Consider the following 25,758-nt stretch of genomic DNA (forward strand, 5'->3'; position numbering starts at 1 on the left):
ACACTCACGGCAGCGGATCCTCGCGGCCGGTTGACCAACCCGCGTCGTCGCGCCTGCCGAGTTTCTGCATCCATCTGCCTGCCCACTTGCTGAATCGATCGAGGTAAAGGTACACAACCGGAGTCGTGTAAAGGGTCAAGAGCTGACTGACCACGAGGCCGCCGCCCATCGCGATGCCGAGCGGCCGGTGCATCTCGGCACCGTCGCCGCGTGCGACCGCCAGCGGCACCGCGGCGACCATGACGGCGAGAGACGTCATCAGGATGGGGCGAAAGCGCAGCCGGCATGCCAGCTGGATGGCTTCCGCCGGCGTCACCGCCGATCCGCGCTGCGCGGCCAGGGCGAAGTCCACCATCATGATCGCATTCTTCATCACGATACCGATCAGCGCGAAGATCCCGACCAGTGCGATGACGTCCAGGTCGGTCCGGAAGAGCATCAGCGCAAAGACGGCACCCACGGCAGCCGACGGCAACGTCGACAGAATCGTCAGCGGGTGTACGCAGCTCTCATAGAGAATACCCAGCACGATGAACAGGGTGAGGAACGCGCCAAGAATGAGGGCCGGCTCGCTGTCCGCCACCTGACGAGCCGCACCCGCCGACCCTTGCAGGCTGCCGCGGACGGACGTCGGTACGGCCATCCCATCCACGGCCTTCCTGATAGCGAGCGTTGCCTGAGAGAGGGAGACGCCAGGCGCCCTGTCGAACGAAATCGTCGTCGCCACCGACTGAGCGAAATGCGCGATCGTCAGTGGCATGTCGTGCTGACGGACATGGGCGAGCACGGGCAACGGCACGCTGGCACCGTTCGCCGCGGGAACCTCGATGTGGTTGAACACGTCGGTAGACGTGGCGTGCTCGGGCGCGATCCCCATCAGCACCGGCGTCTGGCTCGACGGAGAAAACATCGTCGTGACCCGGCGGCCGGCGAACGCGTCTCGCAGCACGCCGTCCACCCGTGCGTAGCTGACACCGAACTGTGCCGCGGCATCCCGGTCGACGTGCAGCGCCGTCGCGACGCCCGTCCCGCTCCCACTGCCGTGCACGTTGGACAGCTCCGGCAACCTTGCCATGGCCTCCGCGATACGCGGCACCCATGTCGCCAGCAGCACCGACGAGTCGGCCTGGATCGTGTATTCGTTGGAAGCGCGGCTGCGACGTCCACCCGTGCGGATGTTCTGCACCGACGTCACGGTAAACGTGCCGCCCGAAAGCCTGGCCAGCCTGGCATTGATACGCGCGGCCACTTCGTCCGCCGTCGCGTCGCGCTGCGAAAGCGGCTTCAGCGTGGCGAACAGCGATCCCGAATCGTGTTCGACATAACCCGCGACACTCGCTATGGCCGGATCCGCACGCACCACCTCGAGATAGCTCGCCAGCTTGGCGCGCGCCACCGGAAAGGAGGCATCCGCGTCGGTATCGAAATCGCCGGTGAGCTCACCGGTATCCTGCCGTGGAAAAAACCCCTTCGGCACGGTGATGTAGAGGAAAACGCTCAGGCAAAGCACGGCCAGCAGGGAGAGCATGGTCAGCGGCGCGCGGCGGAGCGCCCAGACCAGGCTGTCGTCGTAAGCGGCTTGCAGGCGACTGAACGCACGTTCGCTCCAGCGCAGCATCCGCCCTGGTGCGCGACGGGCGTCTGCCGGTTGCAACCACAACGCGCACAGCATGGGTACGACAGTAAGCGAAACCACCAGCGAGATCGCGATCACGACGGCGAGCGTGACGGAGAATTCGCGCACGAACAGACCGACGTAGCCGCCCATCAGCAACAAGGGAATGAATACCGCGATGAGGACCGCGCTCATGCTCACCACCGTGAGGCCGACCTCCCCGGCACCCACACGCGCCGCCTCGCGCGGCGGTACCCCGTCTTCAATATGGCGCGCGATGTTTTCGACGACGACGACCGCGTCGTCCACGGTAAAGCCCACCGCGATGGTGAGTGCCATCAGCGAGAGGATGTCGAGGCTGTACCCCAGCAGGTACATCGCGGTCATCGCACCGAGCAGCGAGATCGGCGCCACGGCGCTGGCGATCAGGGCCGCGCGCAGGTCGCGCAGGAAGACCAGCATGACCAGGACGACCAGCACGACGGCCAGCGCGAGGGTATGTTCGGCCGCGCGCAGCGAGCCGCGGACCGAGGTGGCACGATCGACGATGACGCTCACCTTCATGTCGCCAGGCAGCGAAGCCTGGAGCGCGGGCAGGCGCTTCATCACCCCGTCGATGACATCGATCGTATTGGAGCCGGGCTTGTGGCGGACCAGGGCCAGCACGGCCGGCTCGCCGTTGGCGAGCGCCGCCTGATGTGGGTCGCGCTCCGTCTCGATGACGCGGGCGATGTCACCGAGCGGCACGGCCGTACCATCGCGTCCCGCCACGACGACGGAGCGAAACGCGCTGGCCTTGTCGAACTGACCGTTGGTAGCGACCTGCAGGTAACGGTCACCGGTCTCGATCGCGCCGCCGGCGGCATTCGACACGGCAGCCGACACCGCATGGCGCACCTGCTCGAAGCCGACACCCCGTTGGTTCATCGCCTGCGGATTCAGGGCCACACGCACGGCGGGAACGGAACTTCCGACCAGTTCGACCTCGCCCACCCCATCCACCTGCGCCAGCGTCTGGCTGAAGGTGGTCGACGCGACGCCATACATCTGACTCGGCGTCGCATGCCGGGAGGTGAGGCCGAGCACGAGCACGGGCGCGTCGGCGGAACTGACCTCGCGATAGCTCGGTGCGGCGGGCATATCGGACGGCAGATCCGCACGCGCGGCATTGATCGCCGCCTGTACGTCTCGCGACGCCCCGACGACGTTGCGTGACAGGTCGAAGGTGAGTCGCACATCGGTGCCTCCCGTCGTACTGACGGAGGTCATCTCGGTGAGCCCGGCGATGCGCCCGAGCGCGCGCTCGAGCGGCGTCGCCACGGCCGAGACCATCGTCGCCGGACTGGCACCGGGCAATTCGGCCGACACCTTGATGGTCGGCACGTTCACCTCGGGCAGCGACGCGATCGGCAGCAACCGCCAGGCAAGCGCCCCAGCGACCACCAGCCCGAGGCAGAGCAGCGAGGTCGCTACCGGCCGGTTGATGAAGAGACGCGACAGATTCATGCCGTCTCACTCACGAGCGACGCCCGCTCCGCTGCAGCACACGCTCGAACGCCAGGTAGATCACCGGCGTGGTGAACAGCGTAAGCAACTGGCTGACCAACAGCCCCCAGAAGATGCCCACCCCCAGGGGGTGACGCAGTTCCGCGCCCATACCGCCGCCCAGCATCAGCGGCAACGCGCCCAGCATCGCGGCCAGCGTGGTCATGATGATCGGACGGAAACGAAGGAGACACGCCTGCACGATGGCGTCGCGCGGGAGAAAGCCCTGCTCGCGCTGCGCATCGATCGCGAAGTCGATCAGCATGATCGCGTTCTTCTGCACGATGCCGATCAGCAGGATCACGCCGATCAGCGAGATCACGTCGAGCTCGAAGCCGCCGATGATGAGTGCCAACAGGGCACCGATGCCGGCTGAGGGAAGCGTCGAAAGAATCGTCAACGGGTGGATGTAGCTCTCGTAAAGTACGCCGAGCACGATGTAGACACTGAGCAGCGTGGCCAGCAGCAACCACGGCTGTCCGCCGCGCGATGCTTCGAACGCCTGCGCGGCGCCCTGCCAGCGCATCTGCATGCCGGCCGGCGGTTTCAGTCGATGCCACGCCGAATCCACGGCTTCCATCGCACCGTCCAGCGACACGCCCGAAGCGAGATTGAACGACACCGTAGCCGCGGGCAACTGGTCGATTCGGGTGACCACCAGCGGCGCGGTGCGCTCCGTCACCTTCGCGATGGATGCGAGGGGAATCAGCGACGCCGCCGGATCCGCAGGGTCGGCACCGGCGTCGCCTGCCCCGCCCTGGCCGGAGAGATAGACACCCTCCATCGCGCTCGCCGTACCGCCCGCGGCGGGCAAGGCCTCGAGGATGACGCGACGCTGGCTGGCGAGGGTGAGCAAGGTGCCGACCTGACGCTGGCCGAAACTGTTATACAGCGCGTCGCCCACGGCCGCCGACGTGATCCCGTAGCGGCTGGCAAGCTCGTGATCGACATGGACGTAAGCCTCGAGACCGTCGACCTGCTGATCGCTGGTGGCATGGGCCAGGTGCCGGTCGTTCCGCAAGGGCTCCAGCACCCGCGGCAGCCAGGCCGCAAGCTGGGTGGAGTCCGCGTTTTCGACCGAGAACTGGTACTGACCCGGACTGAGGCGGTCGTCGATCGTCAGGTCGGGCACCGGCTGCATGTAGAGCGTAATGCCGGCGACGCCGGACGCCGCGTCCGCGAGTCGCTTCATGACCGCGGGCGCGCGGTCGCGGTGCGACAGCGGCTTGAGGTGGATGAGCAGCCGCCCGCTGTTGAGGGACGGCGCACCGTCACCCACACCGACAAACGATGCGACGCTGGCCACGGCCGGATCGCGCAGGATCGCATGCGTCAACGCCTGCTGCCGCTGGCTCATGGCGGCGAACGATACGGTCGCCGGCGCGATGGTGACGCCCTGGATGTCGCCGCTGTCCTGGGCGGGAAACAGACCGCGCGGCACGACGAGATACAGCGCGACCGCAAGTAGCGCCATCGCGCCGACCGTGACGAGTGTCGCGGTCTGCCGTGCCAGGACCCAGCTCAGACCGGCCTCGTAACGCGCGAGTACGCGGGCATGCCACGCTTTGCCCTCGCGCACGGGCGTGCGCCGGAGCATCCGTGCGCACATCATCGGTGTCAGTGTCAGCGACACCACGCCGGAGATCAGAATGGCGACCGCGAGGGTGACCGCGAACTCGCGGAAAAGGCGCCCCACCACCCCGCCCATGAACAACAGCGGGATCAGAACCGCCAGCAGCGACAAGGTCAGCGAGACCACGGTGAATGCGATCTGGCGCGAGCCCCTCAGCGCGGCGGCGAATGGCTCTTCGCCCGCTTCGACATAGCGTGCGATGTTCTCGATCATGACGATCGCATCGTCCACCATGAAACCCGTCGCCACGATCAGTGCCATCAGCGTCAGGTTGTTGATCGAGAAGCCGGCCAGGTACATGACCGCGAACGTGCCGATCAGCGACAGCGGCACGACCACACCGGGGATAAGCGTCGCGGCGCCACCGCCGAGGAACAGGAAGATCACCAGGACCACCAGGACCACGGCGAATACCAGCTCCATCTGTACGTCGTGCACGGCGGCACGCACCGACTCCGTGCGATCGGCCAGTGTCGTGACATCGGCGGCCGCGGGCAGTGTCGCCTGCAGTTGCGGCAGCACCTGCCGGACGCGATCCACGACCTCGACCACGTTGGCGCCCGGCTGCCTGCGGATCTGCAGGATGATGGCGGGCTGCTCGCCCGACCAGGCGGCAAGACGTGCGTTTTCCGCACCATCGCTCACGCTCGCCACATCGCGCAGGCGAACCACCGCGCCTTCGCGATGGCCCACGGTCAGATTCGCGAAGGCTTCCGCGCTGTCCAGCGGATCCGCTATGGCGATGTTGGAGGAACGCACCGCGCCGTCGAGGGTGCCTTTGGCCACGTTCGAATTGGCCTCGCGAATCGAACCGCGCAGGTCCTCCAGCGTCATGCCACGCGAGCGCAGTTTCGCCGGATCGGCCTGCACCAGGATGGCCGGTTGCTGGCCTCCGCCGAGGCTGACCAGGCCGACGCCGGTCACCTGAGACAACTTGGGCACGAGGCGGGTATCCGCCAGTTCGCGCAGCGTCCGGAGGGGCAACGTCGGGGACGTCAGCGCCAGCGTCATCACCGGCGCATCGGCCGGATTGACCTTGCGGTAGATCGGCGGCTGCGAGATATCGGCAGGCAGTGACGGTAACACCGCGTTGATCGAAGCCTGTACTTCCTGCTCCGCCACGTCGAGCGGCAGATCGAGATTGAAGCGCAGGGTGATCGTCGAGGCGCCCGCCGAACTCGTCGACGACATCTGGCTCAGCCCTGGCATCTGGCCGAACTGCCGTTCGAGCGGCGCCGTGATGGTCGCCCCCACCACCTGCGGTCCGGCCCCCGGATACGCGGTGACGACCTCGATGGTCGGGAAGTCCACTTCCGGCAGCGCCGAGAGCGGCAGAAAGCGATACCCGAACAGGCCGACCAGCAGGATCGCGACGGCGAGCAGCGCGGTCGCGACCGGCCGGAGGATAAACGGACGGGACGGGTTCACGAGCGCGCGGTCGACGTCCGCGCTGAGGCGCTCGCCTCGTCGCGATGACAGGAAGGCGTGTCCGCCGCGGGGGACGGCGCAGGCTCGGCCGCCGCCGTGGCCTGCACTTTCGTCCCGGCGCGCAGCCGGTCCGCGCCTTCGACGACGACCTTCGCCCCCGCTGCGATACCGGAGGCGATGACGGTGGTGGAAGCGTCCTGAGCACCCAGTTTGACCGGCACGACGGCAGCGGTCTTGTCGTCCTTGATCGCGTAGACGAAGGGCCCCTGCGCGCCCTGCTGGATCGCTGCTGATGGCACCAGGATCGCCTGCGGCAACACATCGACGGGGAGCTTCGCGGTCACGAACTGGTTCGGCAGCAGCGCGCCGTCGGCATTGGCGAACTCGGCTTCGAACTTCACCGTGCCGGTCGTGGGGTCCACCTGATTGTTCGCCGCGAGAAGATGGCCGGTACCCAGCTTGTCGTCAGGGCCGTCGCCGTAGGCATCGACCGGGATACAGGCACCGCCGTTCAGGCGCGCGAGTACGCGCGGAACCACGTTGACCGGTACGGAGAAGAGGACCTTGCTGGGCTGCGACTGCGTGACGGTGACGATGCCACGAGCATCCGACGGGCCCACCAGATTGCCCGGGTCGACGCGCCGCAAGCCCACCATTCCCGAGATCGGCGAGACGATCCGCGCGTTGGACACCTGGAGGTTGGCGCTGCCGATACGGCCCTGCTCGGATTTCACCTCGGCGGCGTACTGCCGTACCAGCGAGCGCTGATCGGCGACCCGCTGACGCGAGATGGAATCCTGCGCGAGGAGCGCCTCATAGTGCTTGAGCGTTTCTTCCGCATTGGCCAGCTGCGCCTGACTGCGGCCCAGATCGCCGGTCGCGAGCTGGAGCTGTGCCTGCGACGCTCGCGGATCGATCTCGGCCAGCAGATCGCCCTTCCTGACCTGCTGCCCGCCGCTGAAGGCGACGCGCGTGAGCACTCCATCCACCTGGCTCCGCACCAGCACGCTGTTGAACGGGGTGACCGTTCCCGGCTGCACGCGATAGACGACGAATCCGCCTTGCCGGACGGTGGCCGTGACGACCGGCACCGCCTGATCGGCTACCGAGGCACCGTCTTTTTTGCCGTGCCCGACCCACCATACGATCGCGGCGACCGCGACGATGCCGACGACCGCCACGGTGCCACGCGAGGATTGCTTCGCCATCAGAGCTGCCTTTCGTAGACGCGATAGCGCTTGTAGTCACGACCGCCGATCGCTTCGATGATGTTGCGCATGCCGGCGTTGTCTTCGAGGATCCAGGACAATTCGACCTCCTCGACGCCACGCGCCACCAGATGATGCCGGACGGCATCGATCACCAGAAAGGCCAGTCCGGGACCGAGCGGCGTGTTATGGAAGCTGCGACGCACGCCCATGAGCGGCACGCGCGACGACTTCGGGAAGCGCTTCTTGAGCCGCCACAGCAACTTGACCCAGTTGAACGGCAGCAGCTTGCCGTCGAAGTCCCTGATCACTTCGTTGACGTTGGGCAAGGCGACGATGAACGCGGCCGGTTCGCCGTCCACCTCGGCGATCTGGATCAGCTCCGAGGCGATCAAGACCTTCAGGGTGTGACCGAGATCTTTGAATTCGGCTTCGGTGAACGGCACGAAGCCCCAGTTATCGGCCCAGGCATCGTTGAAGATATCGCGCAGCGTGGCCAGTTCTTCATCGAAACGGCTGCGGTCGAGCGGGCGCACGCGGATGCGCTGCTTCGACTTGCCGAGCAAACGGTTCATCACTTTAGGCTCGGGAAAGTCCGGCGCGACGACATAGGCCAACATGTCCTTGGCTTTCGCGTAGCCTGCCTGCTCGATGTGCGAGCCGTAATACGGCCGCGTATGCCCCATCATGAAATAGGGCGACGTATCGAAGCCGTCGATGAGAAGGCCCACCTCGTCGTTGATCGACAGGCTGAGCGGCCCGCGTATGCGTTCGATACCCTCGCCGCGGAGCCAGTCTTCCGCCGTCCGGAGCAACGCGGCGAAGGTCTCCGGGTTGTCCTCGGCGTCGAGCATGCCGAAGAAGCCCGCACCGTCGGCGTGGCGCTCCAGGTGCAGGGAATCTATCTGGGCACTGATCCTGCCAACCGGGCGATCACCGCGATAGGCGATCCAGCCCTTCCACCGGGCATGCTCGAACCATGGGTTGGTTTTTGCACCGAGGTGGAGTTTTCGTTCAAGAAATAAAGGCGCGATCCATGCGGGATCGGATCCCAGGATCGCGCCCGGTACCTTGATGAACCGGTCCAGATCGGCCTTGCTATCAAGGGGAACGATGCGCAGCGAAGCGGAGTTGCTCAATTCTGGGATCCCTGCAAAGCGGATTAAGACATGTCGTTGCCATATCGGCGAAACATGATTTTAATCTTGCGAACCCCAATTTGATATACCCGCGAGGCTAGTAATTCAAAAGCGCGCCTCCCTGCCCTATCGCTGACCGCTCTTGTCCGGATCCCGCTGTCCCTTCTGATCCGCGCCGTCGGTCGCCACATCGTCCGGCCGGGTCTGACCGACCTGGTCCGCGGGCTCGTTCGCCGGCTTGTCCTGGCCGGGGTTGGCCGCTGGATTGTTGGACCCACCGACGCCGATGGAGGAATGCTGCACGCTGTCGCGGTCGCTCATGGTGTTCTCTCCTCTCAGAAGAACGAATCGTTGCCCCACCTCCGTGACGAAAGAGCGTGTCGGCGGTGTTCATTGCGTGACTGAGTCAGGAGGCCCGGTGAAGACCTCATGCGACGTTGTCCGGTCAGGCCACCGTGCGTTCACGCCGTCTGACCAAGACTGCCCGCATGAACCGAACCATTCACGCTTCCGAATCGCCCGGCCTGCGAGTGGGCTGCGCGGGCTGGTCGCTTGCGTCGAAGGTCGCCTCGTCGTTCGGCACCGAGGGCACTCATCTGGAGCGCTATGCGCGGGTGTTTTCCTGCGTCGAGATCAACTCGTCCTTCTATCGGTCGCACCAGGAGAAGACCTACCTTCGCTGGGGGGAAAGCGTTCCTGAAGGCTTTCGCTTCAGCGTAAAGATGCCTCGAACGATCACCCACGAGCTTCGCCTGCGGAACTGTGAGGCCCCGCTCGTCGCCTTTCTGCGTGAGGTGTCGGGACTGAAGGACAAGCTCGGCTGCATCCTGATCCAGCTTCCCCCGAGCCTCGCGCTGGATTCAAAAACGGCCAGAGCGTTTTTTCGCGTTTTGCGAACGGTCACATCCACCCCCGTCGTGTGCGAACCGCGACACGCTTCCTGGTTTACGGCGAAGGCGGATGCGTTGTTACGAGAAGCGGACATATCGATCGTCTGGGCCCATCCTTCGCCGGTCGCCGGTGTCGAGCCAATACTTCACCCCGAGCTTCTGTACATTCGGTTGCACGGCGCTCCCGAGGTCTACTATTCCGCTTACGACCGCACGTTCATCGACAGCGTCGCCACGAGGATGCGGCTGTCAGCCGGCGACGGACGCGACGCGTGGTGCATTTTTGACAACACGGCACGCGGAGAGGCCGTTCCCAATGCCCTGACGCTGAAGGCCATGCTCGATGCCGAGCAGCCGGATTGATGCTGAAACTCGTTGACATACCTGCGTTGTCGAGCGCGTTGAGGTCGATCGGCCAGTTCGGCTAACCTCGCCGTTTCCCTGCGCAGAAAAAAGCTTTGATGAGCACGCCCGTTGCCGACGCCTACTTCGTTCAGATCGCACCCGGGCGCTATCGTCCCACTGACCACGTCGGCGGGGGCTGGAATCCCGACGAGCAGCACATCGCGCCGGTCATGGGTCTGCTCGCCCGCGAAATCGAAACGCACCATGCGTCGCGTCGGACCGACGTTCTGACCATCAGCCGTGCCACCTACGACATCCATGGCGTGCTTCCCATGGACGCGTTCGATATATCGGTCGACGTGATCCGCCCGGGCCGCACCATCGAGCTCGTCGAGGCCACCCTCACCTGTCAGGGACGCATCGCGATCACGCTGCGCGCATGGCTGCTGGCGACATCCGACACGTCAACGATCGCAGGGGACGGATTCCCGTCTATGCCTCCGTTGGCGGACACCCCGCCGTGGGACTTCTCATCCCTGTGGCCGGGCGGCTTCGTACGAAGTGTGGAAACGCGTCAGATCAAGGTCGATACCGGTCAGGCGACCAGCTGGGTGCGACCGGGGTTTCCGCTGATCGCCGATGCCGCCACCAGCCCTCTCGCAAGGATGCTCGGTGTCGTCGACGTCGCGAATGGCCTTTGTCCGAGGCGGCTGCCCGGTGACGTGGCGTTTCCCAATGTGGATCTGACCGCGCACATCCTGCGCTCTCCCGAGAGCGGCTGGCTGGGGCTGGCAAGCCACGCGTCGTTCGGACCGGCAGGGCTCGGGGTGACTCATAGCACGGTATACGACGAGCGCGGTCCCGTCGCTGTCATCAGTCAGTCGTTGACCGTCCGCCCGAAGGCGGCCGTCTAGAGCGCTACGCTGGCCATTCCCTATGGAGATAGCATGCTCACGTTCGACCCGGCGACCCACGCCGATACCGACGCCATCGCAGATCTCATCGTGTCCATACAAAGGGAGGAATTCGGCCTCCCGATCACCCGGGACGATCAACCGGATCTGACCGACATCGACGGCTACTATCGTACCGGCCAGGGCGACTTCTGGGTCGCCCGACAACGTGGCCGGATCGTAGGGACTATCGCGCTGAAGGACATCGGCGGCGGGACCGGCGCGCTTCGGAAGATGTTCGTTCATCGCGACTGGCGTGGGAGCAGGCCGTCCGTGGCCGCAGGGCTGCTGGACGTCCTGGAGCGAACCGCCAGGAACCGTGGATTTGGATCGCTCTACCTCGGCACCACCGCCCGCTTTCTTGCCGCACATCGTTTCTATGAGAAACACGGGTTTACAGTGGTCGATCCAGGGAGGCTACCGGCCATGTTTCCCCGAATGGCGGTGGACACGCGCTTCTACCGACGCGATCTGTAAGCGATGGCGAGGTCACCGTTCGCGTTCAGGGCGTTGCCGGGCGCGCTTCCGCGGCCAAACAGATGAATCAGGTCGATGCACCTCAGCTCAGCTCACCTCGGGCGCGCAGGATCCGGCACATCCGGCCTCCGCTCCGCCATGCTCCGAAGCAGGCCCACGAGTTGCTGCGCGTCATACGGCTTGGAAAGGAAGACTCCGCGCGCTGGCATCTCGTGGTTCGCGATGCTGACATGACTGGACGTAACCACGATCTCGATCGGCGGCCAACGGTCGCGGATCATCGCGGCAAGGCGTATGCCGTCCATGCCGCCGGGCATATCGATGTCGGTAAACACGATGCGGATGTCGAGCCGGGTTTCCAGAATCCGCACGGCCGACGCGGCATCCGGCACGGAGACGACGTCAAAGCCGCCGTCCTCGATCAGCTCTTCCGCCATGAGGCGCAGCAACGGTTCGTCTTCGACGATGAGAACCACGGGTTTCAAGGGAGATGCCTGGCCCATCGGGTCATACCTGCTGTAGATGCGAAAGCGGTGCGGAGAGCGTCAGTACGAACCCCTTAGGGTGGTACTCCGTACGAACATCGCCCGACCCCATGCCCATCCTGATCAGACGGGAGCCGAAGCCCTTGCGTTCGGGCTCGCTCACAAGCGGCCCACCCACTTCCTGCCACTTCAGATAGAACTGTTCGCTGTCGGTTGACCAACTGAGTCGTATCCTTCCCTCGGCATTCGAAAGAGCGCCGTACTTCACCGCATTGGTCGTCAGCTCATGAAGCAGGAGCGACAGGGAAAGCGTGGCTTTCGGTCCGAGTTCGAACGCCGTGCCGATGAAATCCACACGGCTTTCCAGGCAGAAACGCCCGAAGGACGACTGCGCGATGGCGAGCACGGGCGCGCCGTGCCAGTTCTCCCGGAAGAGAATGTCGTGCGCCGAACTCAGAGCGTGAATGCGCTTTTCCAGTGCATCGACCGCGTCCCGCTCGGTCACGCCGCGCAAGGTCTGCACGGCCAGCGCCTGAACCATCATGAGCGTATTTTTCAGACGATGGCTCATCTCATGGTTGAGCACATCCTGCAGTTCTTCGTTTCTGCGACGCTCGGTGACGTCAGTAAAGAAGCCGATCAGCCGGTCGCCGTCGAGCGGCGTCAGACGGGTCTCGAACCAGCGGCCGTCGACCAGCGTCGAACGACCGACATGCACGACCGCCGAGCGATCCTTCAATACGCCCTCGAACACCGGAAGCAATTCATCGATGGCCAGCGGCGCGACATCGCCCAGCATCGCACCGGTCGTCGCCGCCGGGTCGAGACCGGTGAGTCTGCCGAAAGATGGATTGACCTCTTCGAAACGGAAGTCGACGGCGGCGCCATCGGCCGAGCGAATGAGCTGACCGACGTAGAAGCCCTCACGCATCTCCCCGAAAAGCGTACGGAATTTTCGCTCCGACGAACCGACGCGGATTTCCTTGTCGACGATGATCGCGATCATCTCGAGCACGCTGCGATCGTGCGCCGTCCATGCTCGCGGCTTCGTGTCGATCGCGGCCAGGGCGCCAATCAGCGAACCGTCGAGCGAGTGGATCGGCACGCCAAGGTACGCCTCTACGCCGAGATCGGGAATGGCGAGGTTGTTCTTTACCAGCGGCTCGGCGCGCGCATCCGGTACGTCGAACACTTCACCCCGCTCGACGACGTACTGGCAGAACGAATGAGTGATCGGGGTTTCGCCCATCGACGCCCACGGCTCGGGCAGGCCGGAGTGGCCAGCGAACACCTGGCGGGTTTCGTCGACGATGGACACGATGGCGACGGGAACGCTCAGAACGTTCCGGACAAGTTCGGTGAGGTGCCCGAACTGGGCGCTCCCCGGCCGGTCCAGCAGGCCGCTGCGGCGCAGTTCGTTGACTCGAAGGGAACGGGTGTATGTGAGGGAATCGGCGGGCATGGGGCATGGTCGGGGACGGGGCGACAAAGCCGCGTCAACGGGCTGCGATGAGCCCGGATCCCGACTTTGTCATCCTCTTCCCGCGCGGAGCCTACGCGCCCATGCTGTCCGACATGTCCGAAGCCATGTCTCCGCGGATACCCCGTAACCGGCCATCGTGAGCATTGTGGCTTGGTGGAAGACTTTTGAGCCGTCCCGCCGCCTAGAGAGCCCCCGCCTCCACAGCATCCCGCAGACGCGGAAACACCGGTGCGAAGCCCAGATCTTCGCGAATGCGGCGACCGTCCATGCGCACATTGAAGATCCTGGCTCGCTCAGCGTCCGAACCATCCGGAGGCAGCTCGCCGACCGCCCTGAACAACGTCGCCAGATCGGGATCTTCGTCGTCGACTACGTTGTAGATACGGTGCTTCGGCGCTTTCGCATGAAGCATGCGAACGACCGCCTGAGCGATGTCGTCATGATGCCCGAGCGACATCCGCATGTCGGCGGGGAACTTACGCATGAACGGCAGGACCTCGTTGATGTGCGGATCACCCGCGCCATAAACGAAGGGAAGACGAAGCACCCGGACATCCAGCCCGTCCATCGACAACAGCATCTTCTCGGCGGCAAGCTTGCTCACCGGGTACGCATCTACCGGCGCACAGCTATCCTCTTCGCCGGTCTGCGCTCCACCCTTGGGGCCGTACACCAGGCCCGTACTCGTGAAAACGAAGCGCCCTACCGAGGCGTTCTTGCTCGCCTCCGCCAGATGCCGCGTTCCCAGGTCGTTCGTCGCGTGCGCCTGTTCATCGGTCGCGCCACGAAAAAACGCGGCGCAATGAACCACCGCGTCCACGCCCTCCACCGCCTCAGGCAAGGAATCAGGCTCGAGCAGATCGCCCTGGACCAGTTCCACCTGGTCGCCCAGCATGTCCCGGGCGCGCTTCTCGTCGCGCACCAACGCCCTCACCTGCTCGCCATGCTCGATCAGGCGCTTCACGAGACGTGAACCCACCTTACCCGTCGCTCCGGTAACCAGGACCTTCATACGACACCGCCTTTCCGAAAGAATGAACGGTCAGCGTACTCGCAGGATTTCCGGAGAATTGGATAAACCGGACAAGGCTTGTTAGCCGCCCGGTTTGTCTTCAGACTGACCCCATGCGCACAGAGATTCACCGTTATCACGACCCGCTGAGCACGCCCTTCCCGGCATCCGCGACTTACCTCGACCTCGTCGCAAGCCCAAGCTCCAATATGTATCTGGTCGCTCGCTACGGCCCGTCGATTCCCGGCGGACTGGACGTTCATGCGCTCGGTGCACGTCAGCGCGTTCATCGAAAGCGGATTTACCGCGGTCACCGCGCCGCCTTTGTCCGTGTTCCTTATGAGACTCACCAGGCCGTGTTCGGCGTGCCGGCGAGCGCGCTGGTGGGGCGGACGATTCCGATCGAGGAGATCTGGAGCAGAAGCGCTGCGGAGGATCTGATCGGGAAGCTGGCCGATACCCATGATTCCGCCACCGCTGCCTCCGTGCTGGAAGATGCCATCGCCCTGCGTGTCGCGTCGACGCCGATGGATGCCAGGCATGGCTTTGTGCGCCGGGCAGCCGGACTGCTGGAACACGCCAACGTCGGCGAAGTCTCAACGCAACTGGGAATCAGCGATCGTCATCTGCGTCGCGTCTTTCAGGAGGTGACGGGCCTCAATCCCAAGACGTTCGCCCGGCTGAAACGGTTCGATCGCGCCGTAAGCAGCGCGCTGAATAACGGCGGATCGAACTGGTCGAGCGTCGCGGTGGATGCGGGCTATTACGACCAGGCCCATCTCATCGCGGACTTTCACGTCATCGCCGGTACCACCCCGCAGAAGTTCCTGGCGGAGGTTCGCGACCAGCGCAGGCTGATCGCATTCAGGTGAACTGGCCGCGTCCCCGCGACACCCTGTCGGCAAGGATGTCGAGCGCATCGCCTGGCAACCACAGTTCGTCCGTCGCACGGCTCATTGCGAGATAGACCGCGCGCACGCGCTCGTCGGCGCGACGTCGCTCGAGCGCTCCCGACAGCGTGTCGAAGCAACACGGCCACAAGGTCACCTGGCTGAACTCCAGGCTCTTGCAATGCTCCAGCAGGCCCAGGGTGAGTCCTTCCGCTTCCGCGTCCTTCTGGGCGCCGAGCAGCGACTGCATGTCCGTGCTGCCGAAATCCCGTTCGAAAAGCCGCACGACCCTGCTGTAGCCGATCCTCTCCAGGTGCCCTGCCAGTGCGCTCCAGGACGTGTACTCCCGGTTGCCGTAATACCGTGTCACGTGGTCCCCACGTCGCATGCCGATCGCATCTTCGGTGGCACGTGCCAGGTCGCTCTCCGTGGCGGGCAACAACCGGAACGGCACGCCCTGGCTCTTCAGCCTTAGTGCGTCCTCCAGAATGGACCACACGCTCCCATAGACGCGAAGCCCTGCGAGTGGCAGCGTGTCGGTCGACTGATAGAAATACCGTCGCGTGTAGTGCTCGCGCGAACCCTCGAGCGACTCGACGACCAGCTCCGTACTGTGCATGTCGAGCACCGACCGGATGAGTCCGACCGCCTGACCACCGGCGCGTACCGACCGGGTCAGCGTCAACGCCTTGCCCGACCCGTAGTTGGCCATGACCCCGCTCAACTTCTGATAGGGATCGCCCATGGTCACGCAACCATCGGGGTAGCGACGAATGAGGGCGAGCAGCGGCGCGGGCAGGTCGTGGGCCTCGTCGATGAGCAGCGTGCCCATCGGTGGCAACGAGGCGCCCTCGACGTCGAGCCATTTGAACAGGTGATACGCGCGAACGGTGAACGGTCGCTCGGTCTTGCTCCCGAGCGGTTGCAGCATCAGCTCCCACACGCGGCGTGCCATCGCCACGTAAGCGGCGCGCTCGTCCACCGAGAGGCCGTCGTTGAAGCGCACGTGCTCCGGGCCGATCTGAGGCGCATCCGAGTAGCACCACCGGTTGATGATGCGATCGACCGCCGCAAGCACCCTGGCCGGACTATCGCCGGCAATCGACACGATGCCTGCGGCCTGCAATCGTGCTTCGAGCGGCATACTGGCTTCGCGCACCGTCGGCGCCCGCACCCAGCGAATGCTGTTGCCCTGGACGTGCGCGGTGGCCATGTCATTGGCGAGCGTGCGAAGCACCACGCTGGAGACCGCACGCGTCCCTACGCGCTCGTTGAAGGCGTGCTGGTGCGCATGGGTCGGCGCGAGGTGCGTGAAACGACGACCGCTGGTCGCGAGGGCGAACATGAGGTGCGTCTTGCCGGTTCCGGCAAACGCGGTGATCGCGTAATGCTCGCTCGAGGATGCCGCGATGGCCCTTACCGCGCGGACCTGATCCGTCGTTCCACGAAGGTGGAACGTGGGACGGACCACTTCGACGACCTGATCGCCCGCCATCGGTCGTTCGACGTCGCCGTCCTCGTCGTCCGCCCCGAGGTCTTCTTCGAGTCGAACGCTCACCTCCATGAAGGTTTCACGACAGGCCGCCTGAAACCCGTGCGAGAACTCGCCGTCCTCCCCGAGCCACGCCTCGGCCGCCATGACCTCGACATCGGCGAAAGCGACGCCCTGATCGCCAAGCAAGCCTGCGACCTCACCAAATCCCATGTCCGCGAGGACGGCACGCTGCGCCAGGAGATCGCGCTCGCCGTCCGCCAGCGGCTGGCCATCGAAGAGTTGGCGCGCCTCGTCCACCAGGCGATAGAGGTCGCCGCGACCCAGCGGGCGCTGCGTCGCCAGCATCATGGCCAGCAGCGCCGCGCGCTCGATCGACGCCTCCGGAACCGCGCCGTGGGTGATGAAGGCCAAGGCGGCGAATTCGGTGACGGGGAGGTACCAGGTGTCGATGCGACGGAGAGTCCCAGATTCCATGGGGCGTCATGCTCCTCATTTATCGATAATCAGGTCATTCTAGGCGATACGCCCAGGGAGCGCGCAGCGGACTTGGCCGCGCACAGGCCTTGGGGCGCAAGGCTTTTACGGATTCGAGAAAAGGTTGCCGGGCAGCTTGTGCTGGCTCACGTACGATTCATGTACTGCGAAGTATATTTATTCCCAAGGTTGCCGAGAGGCACCGGTCCCAGCATATCCGGGCAGTTCCCCTGCTGCCTTTTGCAATGACGGATGTTTCTCAAACCCGCGGTCCCCTCCGCGGGTTTTTATTTGCCATAAATTTCGTCTAAGAGGTTTGATTACACCTCTTAAGCAGCCAACCTATCATAAGTACATGAAATCACTGGCGGAATTGCTTGCCAATAAGCGGCCTCCCGCGCCCTCCCCGGAAGACTTCCCACGTGAGGTCGGAATCCGGATTCGGCGGCAGCGGATGGCGTTCGCGTGGCGACAGGCCGATCTCGCCAGGCGCGCTGGCGTTTCCGAAAGCACGATCAAAGCTGCGGAGAAAGGGTCCCCCGTTTCTTCGGAGAATCTCCTGCGGCTGTTACTCGCACTGGGACATGGCTCCGACGTCATTAAGATGCTCGACGCGCCTCACTACCCTGATCTCGACGCGCAAGCTCGTTTCTTCGAGATGAAGCCAACCGCCTCGCCTGCCCTGGCGAAAAAGCGTGTCCGCCCCAAAGCGTAGGAACGCGATGACTGTCGATAGCGACGATCGACGGACATCTCGCTGACGTTTCCACCGCGTTGCTTCAGGCCGGTAGCTCACCTCAGGGTGCACGTCCGAATGGCGCGACCGGTGCGGGTCGCGGAATCAGTTTGTTCTGTGCGAGCCGAACCACGGTTCCCACCATCAGGACAGCCATGACCGCGTTGGTGATGACGAACAACACCGGCGCCATGTCGGCGACAGCGCCCGTGAGTCCACGCGCTGTCATCTGAAGCGCATCGCCGGATAGTGCGGTGACGCCGAAGCTGAAGGCCCAGTAAGCCGGTGCGAAAGCCTGCTTCAGAATCCACGGTAGCAGCCGGATCAATAGAAGCGCCTGCAACAGACCATATCCCCAGATCGCCTGCAGGACGAGATCGGGAGGCCCCTTCGTGTTCGCAAGCCAGGCGGCCACGGCGACGACGGGAGGCGCGAGCTGAATGCCGAGCGTGGGGCGCAGAGGCACGGCAAGTGCGCTCGCATGGAAGAGTCGGAAAATGATGATGGATTCCAGCGCGAACCAGCTCAACAGGCCCCCGCCGGCGAACAGGATCCCCCACGAAGAAAACCCGAGGACACCGCATCCTATAGCGATGATGAAGTTTCCGGCCACGGACGGAAGATAGATAATGGGTGTCGTCGTAACGACGTCGCGTTCGCCCTGCAGCATGGCCCCGAATCGCCAGAGCCAGAACGTCACCTGCCCTACCCCGCCGACAACCAGCGCGCCGACAGCAACGTGGTACGCGTACGGGTGAATCACCAGCGCCATCAGCACGGTCGACGAAGGCGCGAGGCCGATAAAACAGCATTGCACCGGATGCCGCGCTTCCTCGACAGCCGCCGCACGGTCGAAGCACCACTTGTACGCGTAAGCCACGATGAGCGTTCCCCACACGACGAGCGCAAGGAACATCACCGCTTCACCCACGATCGCCGGCAGTCCCCAGAGAGACGCGGCAACCCGCCAGTTCCCTCCGAGCCCTACGAGGCCGAGAACGATACCGAAGAACGATGCCGGAACGGTTGCGCGGGATGCCATGAACAGGGTCCTTTTTTGCTCAGCATCCGGGTTGCGTGCCGTGACGTCTAGGAAGAACGCTCCCAAATTGAACGTAATGAGAGTCCGCTCCGATGGGTTCGCCGCGAAAGGCGATCAGTCCGCTTGCCCCCAGCACATCCGTACGTGTGCCTGCGCCATGCAATGGATGCCCATGCGCATCAATGCGCCGATCGCTTCCATCCCCAGCGCGACGCGCTGGCAATCCATCGCGTCCGACTCGTGGATCAGGTCGGCTAGCAAGCCATTCAGCCCGCGCGCGTATTGCAGCCACTCCGTTGCTTCGTTCATGAGGTCATGCGGCGTGGCTCCGGGGTCCGCGTGGTAACTGAGGCCATCGTCCATCGACTGGCGCTGGGACGTATTCATGAAACTCTCCTTGGTAGCAACCCACCCCGCGCATCCAGGTGCGGCACGCCGGGCGTAAGCAAGGCGTGCCGCGGATCAAACGGATTCGCGGGTTCATCGGCTGCCTGAGACCAGGCGCCGGGGCGGCGTGATTGACGAAGTGTGTGGCGGCGTCAGCGCGTTTCTGCGGCCCAGCGGAGTACGCGCCGGGTGGTACGGCTGAGAACAAACTCAGTTAAACGGCCGCTGCCGCGGTTCTTCAACCGTGTCTGCGAGGTCGGCAGACGTCCCGGTGACCGGTGGGGTTGTCGCCGGGGGGATCCGGCGGGCGAGCGAGTACCGTATGATCGGGGGTAGCCATTTCAACTCTCTTTCAGTTGGATTGGTCAGCGGGTCGAGGGTGTCTCACCACCCTTGGCCCGCGCTTCTCACCGCTTTGAGCGATGGTTGCCTGCGAGGCTTCGAGAGCATCGACGCAGGCAACGGGACAAACCGTAGCAAATCAACTTGCGGTTGTCTGTAGGGGTAGCTGATCTGTGCCTTTCGCCACGTGGGGTGAAGTGCCGTAACACACGCATCCAAGCGCACCTGCCGCCGTTGTCGAATAATGGCATCACGACAATCCCTCGAAGAGCATCGCACCATGAGTCAACATCGAACCGCATTGGTAACGGGCGCGTCATCCGGTATCGGATTGACCTATGCCGACCGACTCGCCAGGCGCGGCTTCGATCTCGTGCTGGTCGCACGCCGCACGGACCGCCTCGAGCAGCTTGCCGCTGAGCTCACCCGTGACCATGGGATCAAAGTCACCACTCTCACGGCAGACCTTTCCACGGAGACAGGGTGCCGCAGTGTCGAGCAAGTCATCGCCGATGACGCGAGCGTCGATTTCCTCGTCAACAACGCAGGCATGGGCAAACTTGGTGCGCTCTCCGACACGAAGGTCGACGACCTGGCTACCCTGATCAACGTCAACGTTCTTGCCCTTGCGCGCCTGTCCCTCGCCGCCATGCAGGCATTCACGAAACGGGGGAGCGGTACCGTCGTGAACATGTGCTCGATCAGTGCGTTTCGCGCCGTCGCCGGTGGAGCGGCTTACAGCGGTTCGAAGGCGTTTGTGCTGAACTTCACCCGCTCGCTGAATCTGGAAACCCGAGGAACGAACGTACGGTTTCAATGCGTACTGCCTGGTCCGGTAAAAACGGAGTTCTTTGCCGCGGCGGGTGTCGACGACTCCCTCTTTCCGGCGGGTTCGTTTATTACCTCGGAACAGCTCGTCGACGCCGCGCTACGTGGACTCGATCTTGGGGAAGAGGTCACCATTCCCACGCTTGAGGATGCGTCGTCTTTCCAGACCCTCGCCGAGGCTTTCACCCAGTTGCGGGAGGATGCGGGACGGGAAGGCATCATTGCGACGCGCTACCGAACCTGACGGGACATTTACCAAGCGTCAGCACCGCGATGTCACGGTTGCATGGCTGGACGCTACATGTGTAGCATGGCTTTCCCGCCCGTGTGAACGCCCATGCAACTTTCCGATAGCGAACTGGAAGTCCTCAAAGCCTTGTGGGAGAAGAATCCCTTGAGCGCCCGAGAGCTTCACGACGAACTCGCCGCCCGTACCGGGTGGGCCGTGTCGACGACGCGCACCGTGCTCGAGCGCATGCGCACAAAGGAGCTGGTCATACGAAGCGAGGCGCATGGCCTTGCCGTCTTCACCCCGGCGAAGACCAAGGTCGAAGTACTGGGAAATTCGCTGTCGCATCTCTTCCGTCACGTGCTTGAAGTTCCCGGCAGTCTGCCTGTCTCGGCGTTGACGGGTAGTGCCATCCTCAACGCGGACGAACTCGCCGAGCTCGACCGCATGCTCAACGGGCGTAAGCGCAAGTCGTGAACCCGATTACGACGGTGATCGCCTTCTCGGCATCGCTGCTGGCGGGAGCCGGCATGCTCGGGGCGTTGAGGTGCGTCCAGGATGGCTTGCAAGCGGCAACGCGTTACCGCCTGACGACCGTAGCCTTCTGGCTGACGGCGGTCCTGCCTGCGGCGCTGCTCATCGTGAACGGCTTTCCAGGAACCATAGCGGAGCAGTTGAGCACGCAGGCGATGAGTTACCTCACCGCACTCCTGCCGGACGCACTGCCGGCACAGACCTGGTTGCTGTGGGTTGCCAACGGCCTGCTGATCGCGTCGTCACTGTGGGGAATGCGGGCCATCGCGCATCTCGTCCGTGCCCTGCGTAGGACACGGACGCTCAGGAGAGCAGCCGTACCGTCGGTGCAGGACGATATTGCGGTGTTGGTGGCGGAAGTGCCTTCTCCACTCCTGATCGGTTACCGCGATCCCGCCGTGATCGTTCCCGCATCGGTTCTCGCATACCCACCGGCGGTGATCGCGGCGCTCGTTCGCCACGAACGCGCGCACGCGGACAGGCGCGACAATTGGCACCTTCTGCTCGAATCGTGTGCCATGGCGCTGATGCCCTGGTGCCTGCCACTGCGCTCTCTGCATCAAGCTTTACTGGCCGCGCGGGAAGAGTTATGCGACGAGGCCGCTCTGCTCGGTACCGACGACGCGACGCGACGCGGATACGGCCAGGCGTTGATCGATGCTCTGCGGCAGTCGCAGATCCCGACCGCGATGGGATCGACCGTCGCCGGCCCGCTGCCCGCCTTGCGCAGAAGGATGGCCGCCATCCTCGATCCCGGGCAGTCGTACCGCGCGCCTGACTTTCGTCACTGGATTGCCGCCCTGCTCGCTGTCGCCCTGGGATGGGCAATGGCAGTCTCGGCGTGGCGCGTCCATGCCGGTATCGAAACGGTGGCTGGCCTTCACGGCATGACATTGCGATTCCTTCCCGTGAGCAGCAGCGCTACGGATCGGTTCCACGTCACGACGCTGGGGGCGCCAGTGACGCCTGATATCCAGCCGTTTCATCCGGGCGACTACCGCGTCTCGTTCACGCGCGCGCAGGATGGGAGCTGGGTCGTGACGACGTCCCAGCCATAAAACGACGCCTCAAGGCTACCGTTGTAACTTGAGCGCTACATGTGTAGCGTAAAGGCTCCTGAAGCAGCTCCCTGGAAGCCGTCGTGGCAAAATTTCTTTGTGTCTTCGCTCTGTGCTGTCTGAGCAGCCTCTCCATGGCCGACACCCGGTCCGATCTCGCAAAGGACTTGCTGCCTAAGCCCTTCCTCGATCAGCTTGGTATCCCGGGCGATTACCGGACTTCTTTCGAAGACGAGACGGGGAACCCGATCTCGTACGAACGCTTTCAGGCCGCCATGGCCAAGCGGCCGTTCGATATCGAGAAGGACGCTACCGGTCACCGGGTGACGTTCAAGCTCGAGAACGACGCAAAGATCGCCAGGCAGGCCGCGGCAAAAACGAAGCCGAAAGCGCTCGCCATTCAGGACCACCCCTTCCCGACCTTCCACGCGACGACGCTGGACGGCGCGCCGATTTCCACCGCGGCGCTGCGCGGAAAGCCCTTCCTGGCCAGCTTCTTTTTTGCGCAATGCGGTCCATGTATCGCTGAAACCCCCGTGCTTTCCGCTTTTCACCAGGCACATCCGGACATGGCGGTCGTGGCATTTACGTTCGACGATCCGGCTACGGCACGAGACTTCGCGATCACCCGCAAGCTCAACTGGGCCGTCGTGGCGGATCAGGCCGAACTGGCCGACAGCGCAGGCGTGAAGGTCTACCCGACACTCATGCTGGTCGATGAGAAAGGGGTGGTACGCAAAGCGGTCCACACGGACGATATCGCGCCTGCTGGAAAGCCACTGGACCTGCCCTCGCTGAGTGCATGGGCTTTGAGTACGCACTGAGACCGGACCGGAGTAGATCGACTCCGCTCCGGCGATCAACCGCCTTCAAGTCGGAAACATACGCAACGGCTTCCGTTACCTCCGTGACAGCTGCCGTTCGATCAGAACGCAGGGATCGGTCGGTTGCCTGAGACAGGGCCTTCGGTTTGAATTCCTTCCTTTCGATGGAACTGGGAGAGATGGAACTAGAATAGTCGGAACCATTCCGAGGACACACGGCCCGTGCACACCGATCTGCCCCATCTGGATCTGGATCACCTGTCTCCGCCCGACGGGGCGCAGCTGCGCCATCCGGATGACCTCGGCCACGCACCGCGGATCCTTATTCTCTACGGGTCGCTGCGGCCCCAGTCGTTCAGTCGCAAGCTCGCCCTGGAAGCCGAGCGCATTCTCAGGCATCTGGGTGCGGAGACGAGGATATTCGACCCGCACGAGCTGCCCATGCTTGACGCCGTGCCGGCGAGCCATCCCGAGGTGCAGCGTCTGCGCGAATGGTCCACCTGGTCGGAAGGCCAGGTCTGGGTGAGCCCCGAACGGCACGGATCGGTCACGGGCGTATTCAAGAACCAGATCGACTGGCTGCCACTCGAAGACGGCAGCGTTCGCCCGACACAGGGCCGGACGCTGGCGGTGATGCAGGTTTCGGGCGGTTCGCAAAGCTTCAATGTCGTCAACGCGCTTCGCGTGCTCGGCCGCTGGATGCGCATGGTCACCATCCCCAACCAGTCATCGGTAGCGAAGGCATGGCAGGAGTTCGAGGCAGACGGACGCATGAAACCGTCAGCCTTTTATGACCGCGTCGTCGATGTCATGGAGGAACTGATGAAGTTCACTCTCATGGTTCGAGGTCGCAGCGACTATCTGGTCGACCGTTACAGCGAACGCAAAGGCGATGCGCAACAGCGGGCGCTGGTGCAGGCGGCGGGTGCGGTCGAAAAAGAGAGCTGACGGTTCGGCTAGCCGCCAATCGGAAGCGACACTCTGACAAGCGCCGCAATTTCTTGCGAAAACTTTACGGGTACGGCGCCATAGCGGCCACCGTTTTTACGACGTCGTCCCTACTGTCTTCGGTTCCGCTCCGTCGCCCCCGCTGGCAGGAGCCGCATCTGGAACCACTGTGAAGACACCTGCGTTCATTGCCGCCTTCGTCGCGCTCTCCCTGTCTGGCTTCGCGCACGCACAGGCCACCGACGACAGCCCTTTGTGTACCGACCGCCCGACCAAAGCCAATGCCACCTGCCCCGTTCCCGAAGGCCATTGGCAGCTGGAAACGGACATTGGGAACACCCTTCGTGATGCTCAAGGGGCGAACAAAACGGATACGTCGTATCCACTCAATCCGACGCTGAAATACGGCCTTGGGGGCGCCACCGACCTGGAAGCCACCTGGGCGCCTGACGTGCGGGTCCACACTCGTGCAGATGGCAACCACCAGCGTCGACACGGTCAGGGGGACCTGGTCGTTCGCCTGAAAACCCGGCTCTACAGTTCCGACCAGGCCTCGGTGGCGATCATTCCTTTCGTGAAAGCACCTACCGCGCGCTCTGGACTGGGGAACGATCGGTGGGAGGGCGGGTTAGCGGTACCCGTCGGCGTCACGCTACCGGCCGGCTTTTCACTCACGCTGGGTCCGGAGCTCGACTACCTTGCGGACACCGACGGGGACGGACACCACACGGCGCTGACCAATCTGGTGAACGTGGCGCACGCCCTCTCGGACCGGCTGACCCTGGCCGTGGAGTATTGGGAGCAGCGTAACTGGGACCCCGCCGGGACGATCAAGCAGCAATCGGCTGATGTGGCGTTGAGCTTCGCAATCGCGCCTCGCTTCCAGGTGGATGTGGGCGCGAATTTCGGACTGAACGATCAGACGCCAGACCAGCAGTTCTACCTTGGCTTTGCGCATCGGTGGTGACCGCGTCGGTTTCGACTAGAGCCTGGCTTTGGCTGGTTGGCGCTTGTTCTTCTCGGTCCTTCGGCTTGACCGGGACAAGGTCGGAGCACTCATGTGCACTACCCAGTAATATTGGGTCAGAGACAACAAGCCGGCCCCCCAGTCAACTTGCAAATGAGGTCGAAAGGGTGAACAGCATCAATTGGGCAAGTATCCTGAATGACCGTCAATACATTGGGTTTCGAATTACGATGATCGGGGTGACCATCGGATTCATCGCATTCGTTATTGCGGTTTGTGGATTCATGTATCTGGGCGTCTCGGTGTTTGTTCTCGGCCTATCCACGGCGGTGACAGGAATCTTGATCAATGTCTCGCATGTTAATCGCCGGAAATAGCCATCATCTGCTTAGATGACGCCTGAGTAGTTCTGGAGTTGGCGATGAGAGGGATTTCCCACTTCGCATTGTCCGCCACGCGATGACCTCGGCCCCTGCTTTCGCCTCATCCCCGTTTAAAGCTCCCGAGGCTCCGGCTGAGGTAACTGCCGCGGCCCCAGCCGGCACCATGCTGCTGTCATTTGCCAGCATTGGCGACCAACCGAATGCCGACGCAGCAGCCGTCTTCGAGACCGCGCCGGACAAAAACGACGTCCGTCCTCATCAACCACAGCAAGGACAACAAGTTTTCGTTCGTGCATGGAAGTGCCACTGTTGATGCCATGTGGAAAAGTCAGGCGGGTGACTGCAACCCCAAGGACTGCATCATCCTCATGCAAGAACAGGATGGCTGTATTTCGCTAGTACGCGACG

At 63.7% G+C, this 25,758-nt stretch carries 22 protein-coding genes; 11 read left to right on the forward strand and 11 right to left on the reverse strand.

Annotation, left to right across the window (positions count from 1 at the left end; genetic code table 11):
- Window positions 1-4: 4 nt before the first annotated feature.
- From FA85_RS01280 to FA85_RS01300, 5 genes are all read right to left on the reverse strand, one after another.
- Window positions 5-3,121: an efflux RND transporter permease subunit gene (locus tag FA85_RS01280; RefSeq protein ID WP_036112773.1), complete on the reverse strand. Its 3,117-nt coding sequence runs from the start codon at window positions 3,119-3,121 to the stop codon at window positions 5-7.
- Window positions 3,122-3,131: 10 nt separating this feature from the next.
- Window positions 3,132-6,221, reverse strand: coding sequence for an efflux RND transporter permease subunit (locus FA85_RS01285; protein WP_036112772.1), 3,090 nt, complete (start codon window positions 6,219-6,221; stop codon window positions 3,132-3,134).
- The gene (locus FA85_RS01290; protein ID WP_051943587.1) at window positions 6,218-7,429 is read right to left on the reverse strand and encodes an efflux RND transporter periplasmic adaptor subunit; all 1,212 of its coding nucleotides are present in this window, start codon (window positions 7,427-7,429) and stop codon (window positions 6,218-6,220) included. The genes FA85_RS01285 and FA85_RS01290 overlap by 4 nt, the downstream gene beginning before the upstream one ends.
- Complete coding sequence (locus FA85_RS01295) at window positions 7,429-8,568, reverse strand: hypothetical protein (protein WP_197056461.1); 1,140 nt, start codon at window positions 8,566-8,568, stop codon at window positions 7,429-7,431. Before FA85_RS01295 ends, FA85_RS01290 begins: the two co-directional genes overlap by 1 nt.
- 126 nt (window positions 8,569-8,694) lie before the next feature.
- Complete coding sequence (locus tag FA85_RS01300) at window positions 8,695-8,889, reverse strand: hypothetical protein (protein ID WP_036112770.1); 195 nt, start codon at window positions 8,887-8,889, stop codon at window positions 8,695-8,697.
- Window positions 8,890-9,056: 167 nt separating this feature from the next.
- Between FA85_RS01300 and FA85_RS01305 the strand changes: the two genes are divergently transcribed.
- The 3 genes from FA85_RS01305 to FA85_RS01315 all read left to right on the forward strand — a co-directional run bounded on the left by FA85_RS01305 (window position 9,057) and on the right by FA85_RS01315 (window position 11,233).
- Window positions 9,057-9,821, forward strand: a complete 765-nt coding sequence (locus FA85_RS01305) for a DUF72 domain-containing protein (protein ID WP_051944224.1) — start codon at window positions 9,057-9,059, stop codon at window positions 9,819-9,821.
- A gap of 98 nt (window positions 9,822-9,919) precedes the next feature.
- Complete coding sequence (locus tag FA85_RS01310) at window positions 9,920-10,717, forward strand: thioesterase family protein (RefSeq protein ID WP_036112768.1); 798 nt, start codon at window positions 9,920-9,922, stop codon at window positions 10,715-10,717.
- A 33-nt stretch (window positions 10,718-10,750) separates the two neighbouring features.
- Window positions 10,751-11,233 carry a GNAT family N-acetyltransferase gene (locus FA85_RS01315; protein WP_036112766.1) on the forward strand — a complete coding sequence of 161 codons (483 nt, stop codon included), beginning with the start codon at window positions 10,751-10,753 and terminating at the stop codon, window positions 11,231-11,233.
- Window positions 11,234-11,325: 92 nt separating this feature from the next.
- On the opposite strand, the gene FA85_RS01320 is transcribed toward FA85_RS01315, so the two are convergent.
- The 3 genes from FA85_RS01320 to FA85_RS01330 form a co-directional block, all read right to left on the reverse strand.
- Complete coding sequence (locus FA85_RS01320) at window positions 11,326-11,709, reverse strand: response regulator (RefSeq protein ID WP_239709161.1); 384 nt, start codon at window positions 11,707-11,709, stop codon at window positions 11,326-11,328.
- A gap of 31 nt (window positions 11,710-11,740) precedes the next feature.
- Window positions 11,741-13,180: a sensor histidine kinase gene (locus FA85_RS20680; protein ID WP_051943584.1), complete on the reverse strand. Its 1,440-nt coding sequence runs from the start codon at window positions 13,178-13,180 to the stop codon at window positions 11,741-11,743.
- A gap of 202 nt (window positions 13,181-13,382) precedes the next feature.
- Window positions 13,383-14,213: an NAD-dependent epimerase/dehydratase family protein gene (locus FA85_RS01330; protein ID WP_036112764.1), complete on the reverse strand. Its 831-nt coding sequence runs from the start codon at window positions 14,211-14,213 to the stop codon at window positions 13,383-13,385.
- Between the two features lie 356 nt (window positions 14,214-14,569).
- Between FA85_RS01330 and FA85_RS01335 the strand changes: the two genes are divergently transcribed.
- Entirely contained in the window at window positions 14,570-15,085 is a 516-nt protein-coding gene (locus FA85_RS01335; protein ID WP_197056463.1) for a helix-turn-helix domain-containing protein, read from the forward strand.
- Here the strand turns inward: FA85_RS01335 and FA85_RS01340 are convergent.
- Window positions 15,078-17,072, reverse strand: coding sequence for an AAA family ATPase (locus FA85_RS01340; RefSeq protein ID WP_036112759.1), 1,995 nt, complete (start codon window positions 17,070-17,072; stop codon window positions 15,078-15,080). The two genes, FA85_RS01335 and FA85_RS01340, sit on opposite strands and share 8 nt — an antisense overlap.
- 355 nt (window positions 17,073-17,427) lie before the next feature.
- Between FA85_RS01340 and FA85_RS01345 the strand changes: the two genes are divergently transcribed.
- The gene (locus tag FA85_RS01345) at window positions 17,428-17,787 is read left to right on the forward strand and encodes a helix-turn-helix domain-containing protein (protein ID WP_081907451.1); all 360 of its coding nucleotides are present in this window, start codon (window positions 17,428-17,430) and stop codon (window positions 17,785-17,787) included.
- Window positions 17,788-17,869: 82 nt separating this feature from the next.
- Here FA85_RS01345 and tehA read toward each other — a convergent pair whose 3' ends face one another.
- Complete coding sequence (gene tehA, locus FA85_RS01350; protein ID WP_036112754.1) at window positions 17,870-18,850, reverse strand: dicarboxylate transporter/tellurite-resistance protein TehA; 981 nt, start codon at window positions 18,848-18,850, stop codon at window positions 17,870-17,872.
- 114 nt (window positions 18,851-18,964) lie between these two features.
- Entirely contained in the window at window positions 18,965-19,237 is a 273-nt protein-coding gene (locus FA85_RS01355; RefSeq protein WP_036112750.1) for a hypothetical protein, read from the reverse strand.
- A gap of 622 nt (window positions 19,238-19,859) precedes the next feature.
- On the opposite strand from FA85_RS01355, the gene FA85_RS01360 reads away from it, so the two are divergent.
- The 6 genes from FA85_RS01360 (at window position 19,860) to FA85_RS01385 (ending at window position 24,967) form a co-directional block, all read left to right on the forward strand.
- Window positions 19,860-20,651, forward strand: coding sequence for an SDR family NAD(P)-dependent oxidoreductase (locus tag FA85_RS01360; RefSeq protein WP_036112747.1), 792 nt, complete (start codon window positions 19,860-19,862; stop codon window positions 20,649-20,651).
- A 93-nt stretch (window positions 20,652-20,744) separates the two neighbouring features.
- Window positions 20,745-21,113 (forward strand): BlaI/MecI/CopY family transcriptional regulator, encoded by a 369-nt coding sequence (locus tag FA85_RS01365; protein ID WP_036112744.1) that lies wholly within the window; start codon window positions 20,745-20,747, stop codon window positions 21,111-21,113.
- 14 nt (window positions 21,114-21,127) lie between these two features.
- Entirely contained in the window at window positions 21,128-22,228 is a 1,101-nt protein-coding gene (locus tag FA85_RS01370) for a M56 family metallopeptidase (protein ID WP_036112741.1), read from the forward strand.
- 83 nt (window positions 22,229-22,311) lie between these two features.
- Window positions 22,312-23,052 (forward strand): TlpA family protein disulfide reductase, encoded by a 741-nt coding sequence (locus FA85_RS20685; protein ID WP_156108719.1) that lies wholly within the window; start codon window positions 22,312-22,314, stop codon window positions 23,050-23,052.
- 234 nt (window positions 23,053-23,286) lie between these two features.
- Window positions 23,287-24,000, forward strand: coding sequence for an arsenical resistance protein ArsH (arsH, locus tag FA85_RS01380; protein WP_428977053.1), 714 nt, complete (start codon window positions 23,287-23,289; stop codon window positions 23,998-24,000).
- 169 nt (window positions 24,001-24,169) lie between these two features.
- A complete protein-coding gene (locus FA85_RS01385) occupies window positions 24,170-24,967 on the forward strand; it encodes a transporter (RefSeq protein ID WP_239739780.1) in 798 nt (265 codons plus the stop codon).
- Window positions 24,968-25,758 lie beyond the last annotated feature (791 nt).

It is taken from the genome of Luteibacter mycovicinus (genome assembly GCF_000745235.1).
Classification (GTDB): Bacteria; Pseudomonadota; Gammaproteobacteria; order Xanthomonadales; family Rhodanobacteraceae; genus Luteibacter; species Luteibacter mycovicinus.

What these genes read in the sequence shown, in the direction of transcription:
- FA85_RS01280 (WP_036112773.1), bottom strand. Translation starts at nt 3,121, where the DNA reads ATGAATCTGTCGCGTCTCTTCATCAACCGGCCGGTAGCGACCTCGCTG.
- FA85_RS01290 (WP_051943587.1), bottom strand. Translation starts at nt 7,429, where the DNA reads ATGGCGAAGCAATCCTCGCGTGGCACCGTGGCGGTCGTCGGCATCGTC.
- FA85_RS01300 (WP_036112770.1), bottom strand. Translation starts at nt 8,889, where the DNA reads ATGAGCGACCGCGACAGCGTGCAGCATTCCTCCATCGGCGTCGGTGGG.
- FA85_RS01305 (WP_051944224.1), top strand. Translation starts at nt 9,057, where the DNA reads ATGAACCGAACCATTCACGCTTCCGAATCGCCCGGCCTGCGAGTGGGC.
- FA85_RS01310 (WP_036112768.1), top strand. Translation starts at nt 9,920, where the DNA reads ATGAGCACGCCCGTTGCCGACGCCTACTTCGTTCAGATCGCACCCGGG.
- FA85_RS01315 (WP_036112766.1), top strand. Translation starts at nt 10,751, where the DNA reads ATGCTCACGTTCGACCCGGCGACCCACGCCGATACCGACGCCATCGCA.
- FA85_RS20680 (WP_051943584.1), bottom strand. Translation starts at nt 13,180, where the DNA reads ATGCCCGCCGATTCCCTCACATACACCCGTTCCCTTCGAGTCAACGAA.
- FA85_RS01330 (WP_036112764.1), bottom strand. Translation starts at nt 14,213, where the DNA reads ATGAAGGTCCTGGTTACCGGAGCGACGGGTAAGGTGGGTTCACGTCTC.
- FA85_RS01340 (WP_036112759.1), bottom strand. Translation starts at nt 17,072, where the DNA reads ATGGAATCTGGGACTCTCCGTCGCATCGACACCTGGTACCTCCCCGTC.
- FA85_RS01345 (WP_081907451.1), top strand. Translation starts at nt 17,428, where the DNA reads ATGAAATCACTGGCGGAATTGCTTGCCAATAAGCGGCCTCCCGCGCCC.
- tehA (WP_036112754.1), bottom strand. Translation starts at nt 18,850, where the DNA reads ATGGCATCCCGCGCAACCGTTCCGGCATCGTTCTTCGGTATCGTTCTC.
- FA85_RS01355 (WP_036112750.1), bottom strand. Translation starts at nt 19,237, where the DNA reads ATGAATACGTCCCAGCGCCAGTCGATGGACGATGGCCTCAGTTACCAC.
- FA85_RS01360 (WP_036112747.1), top strand. Translation starts at nt 19,860, where the DNA reads ATGAGTCAACATCGAACCGCATTGGTAACGGGCGCGTCATCCGGTATC.
- FA85_RS01365 (WP_036112744.1), top strand. Translation starts at nt 20,745, where the DNA reads ATGCAACTTTCCGATAGCGAACTGGAAGTCCTCAAAGCCTTGTGGGAG.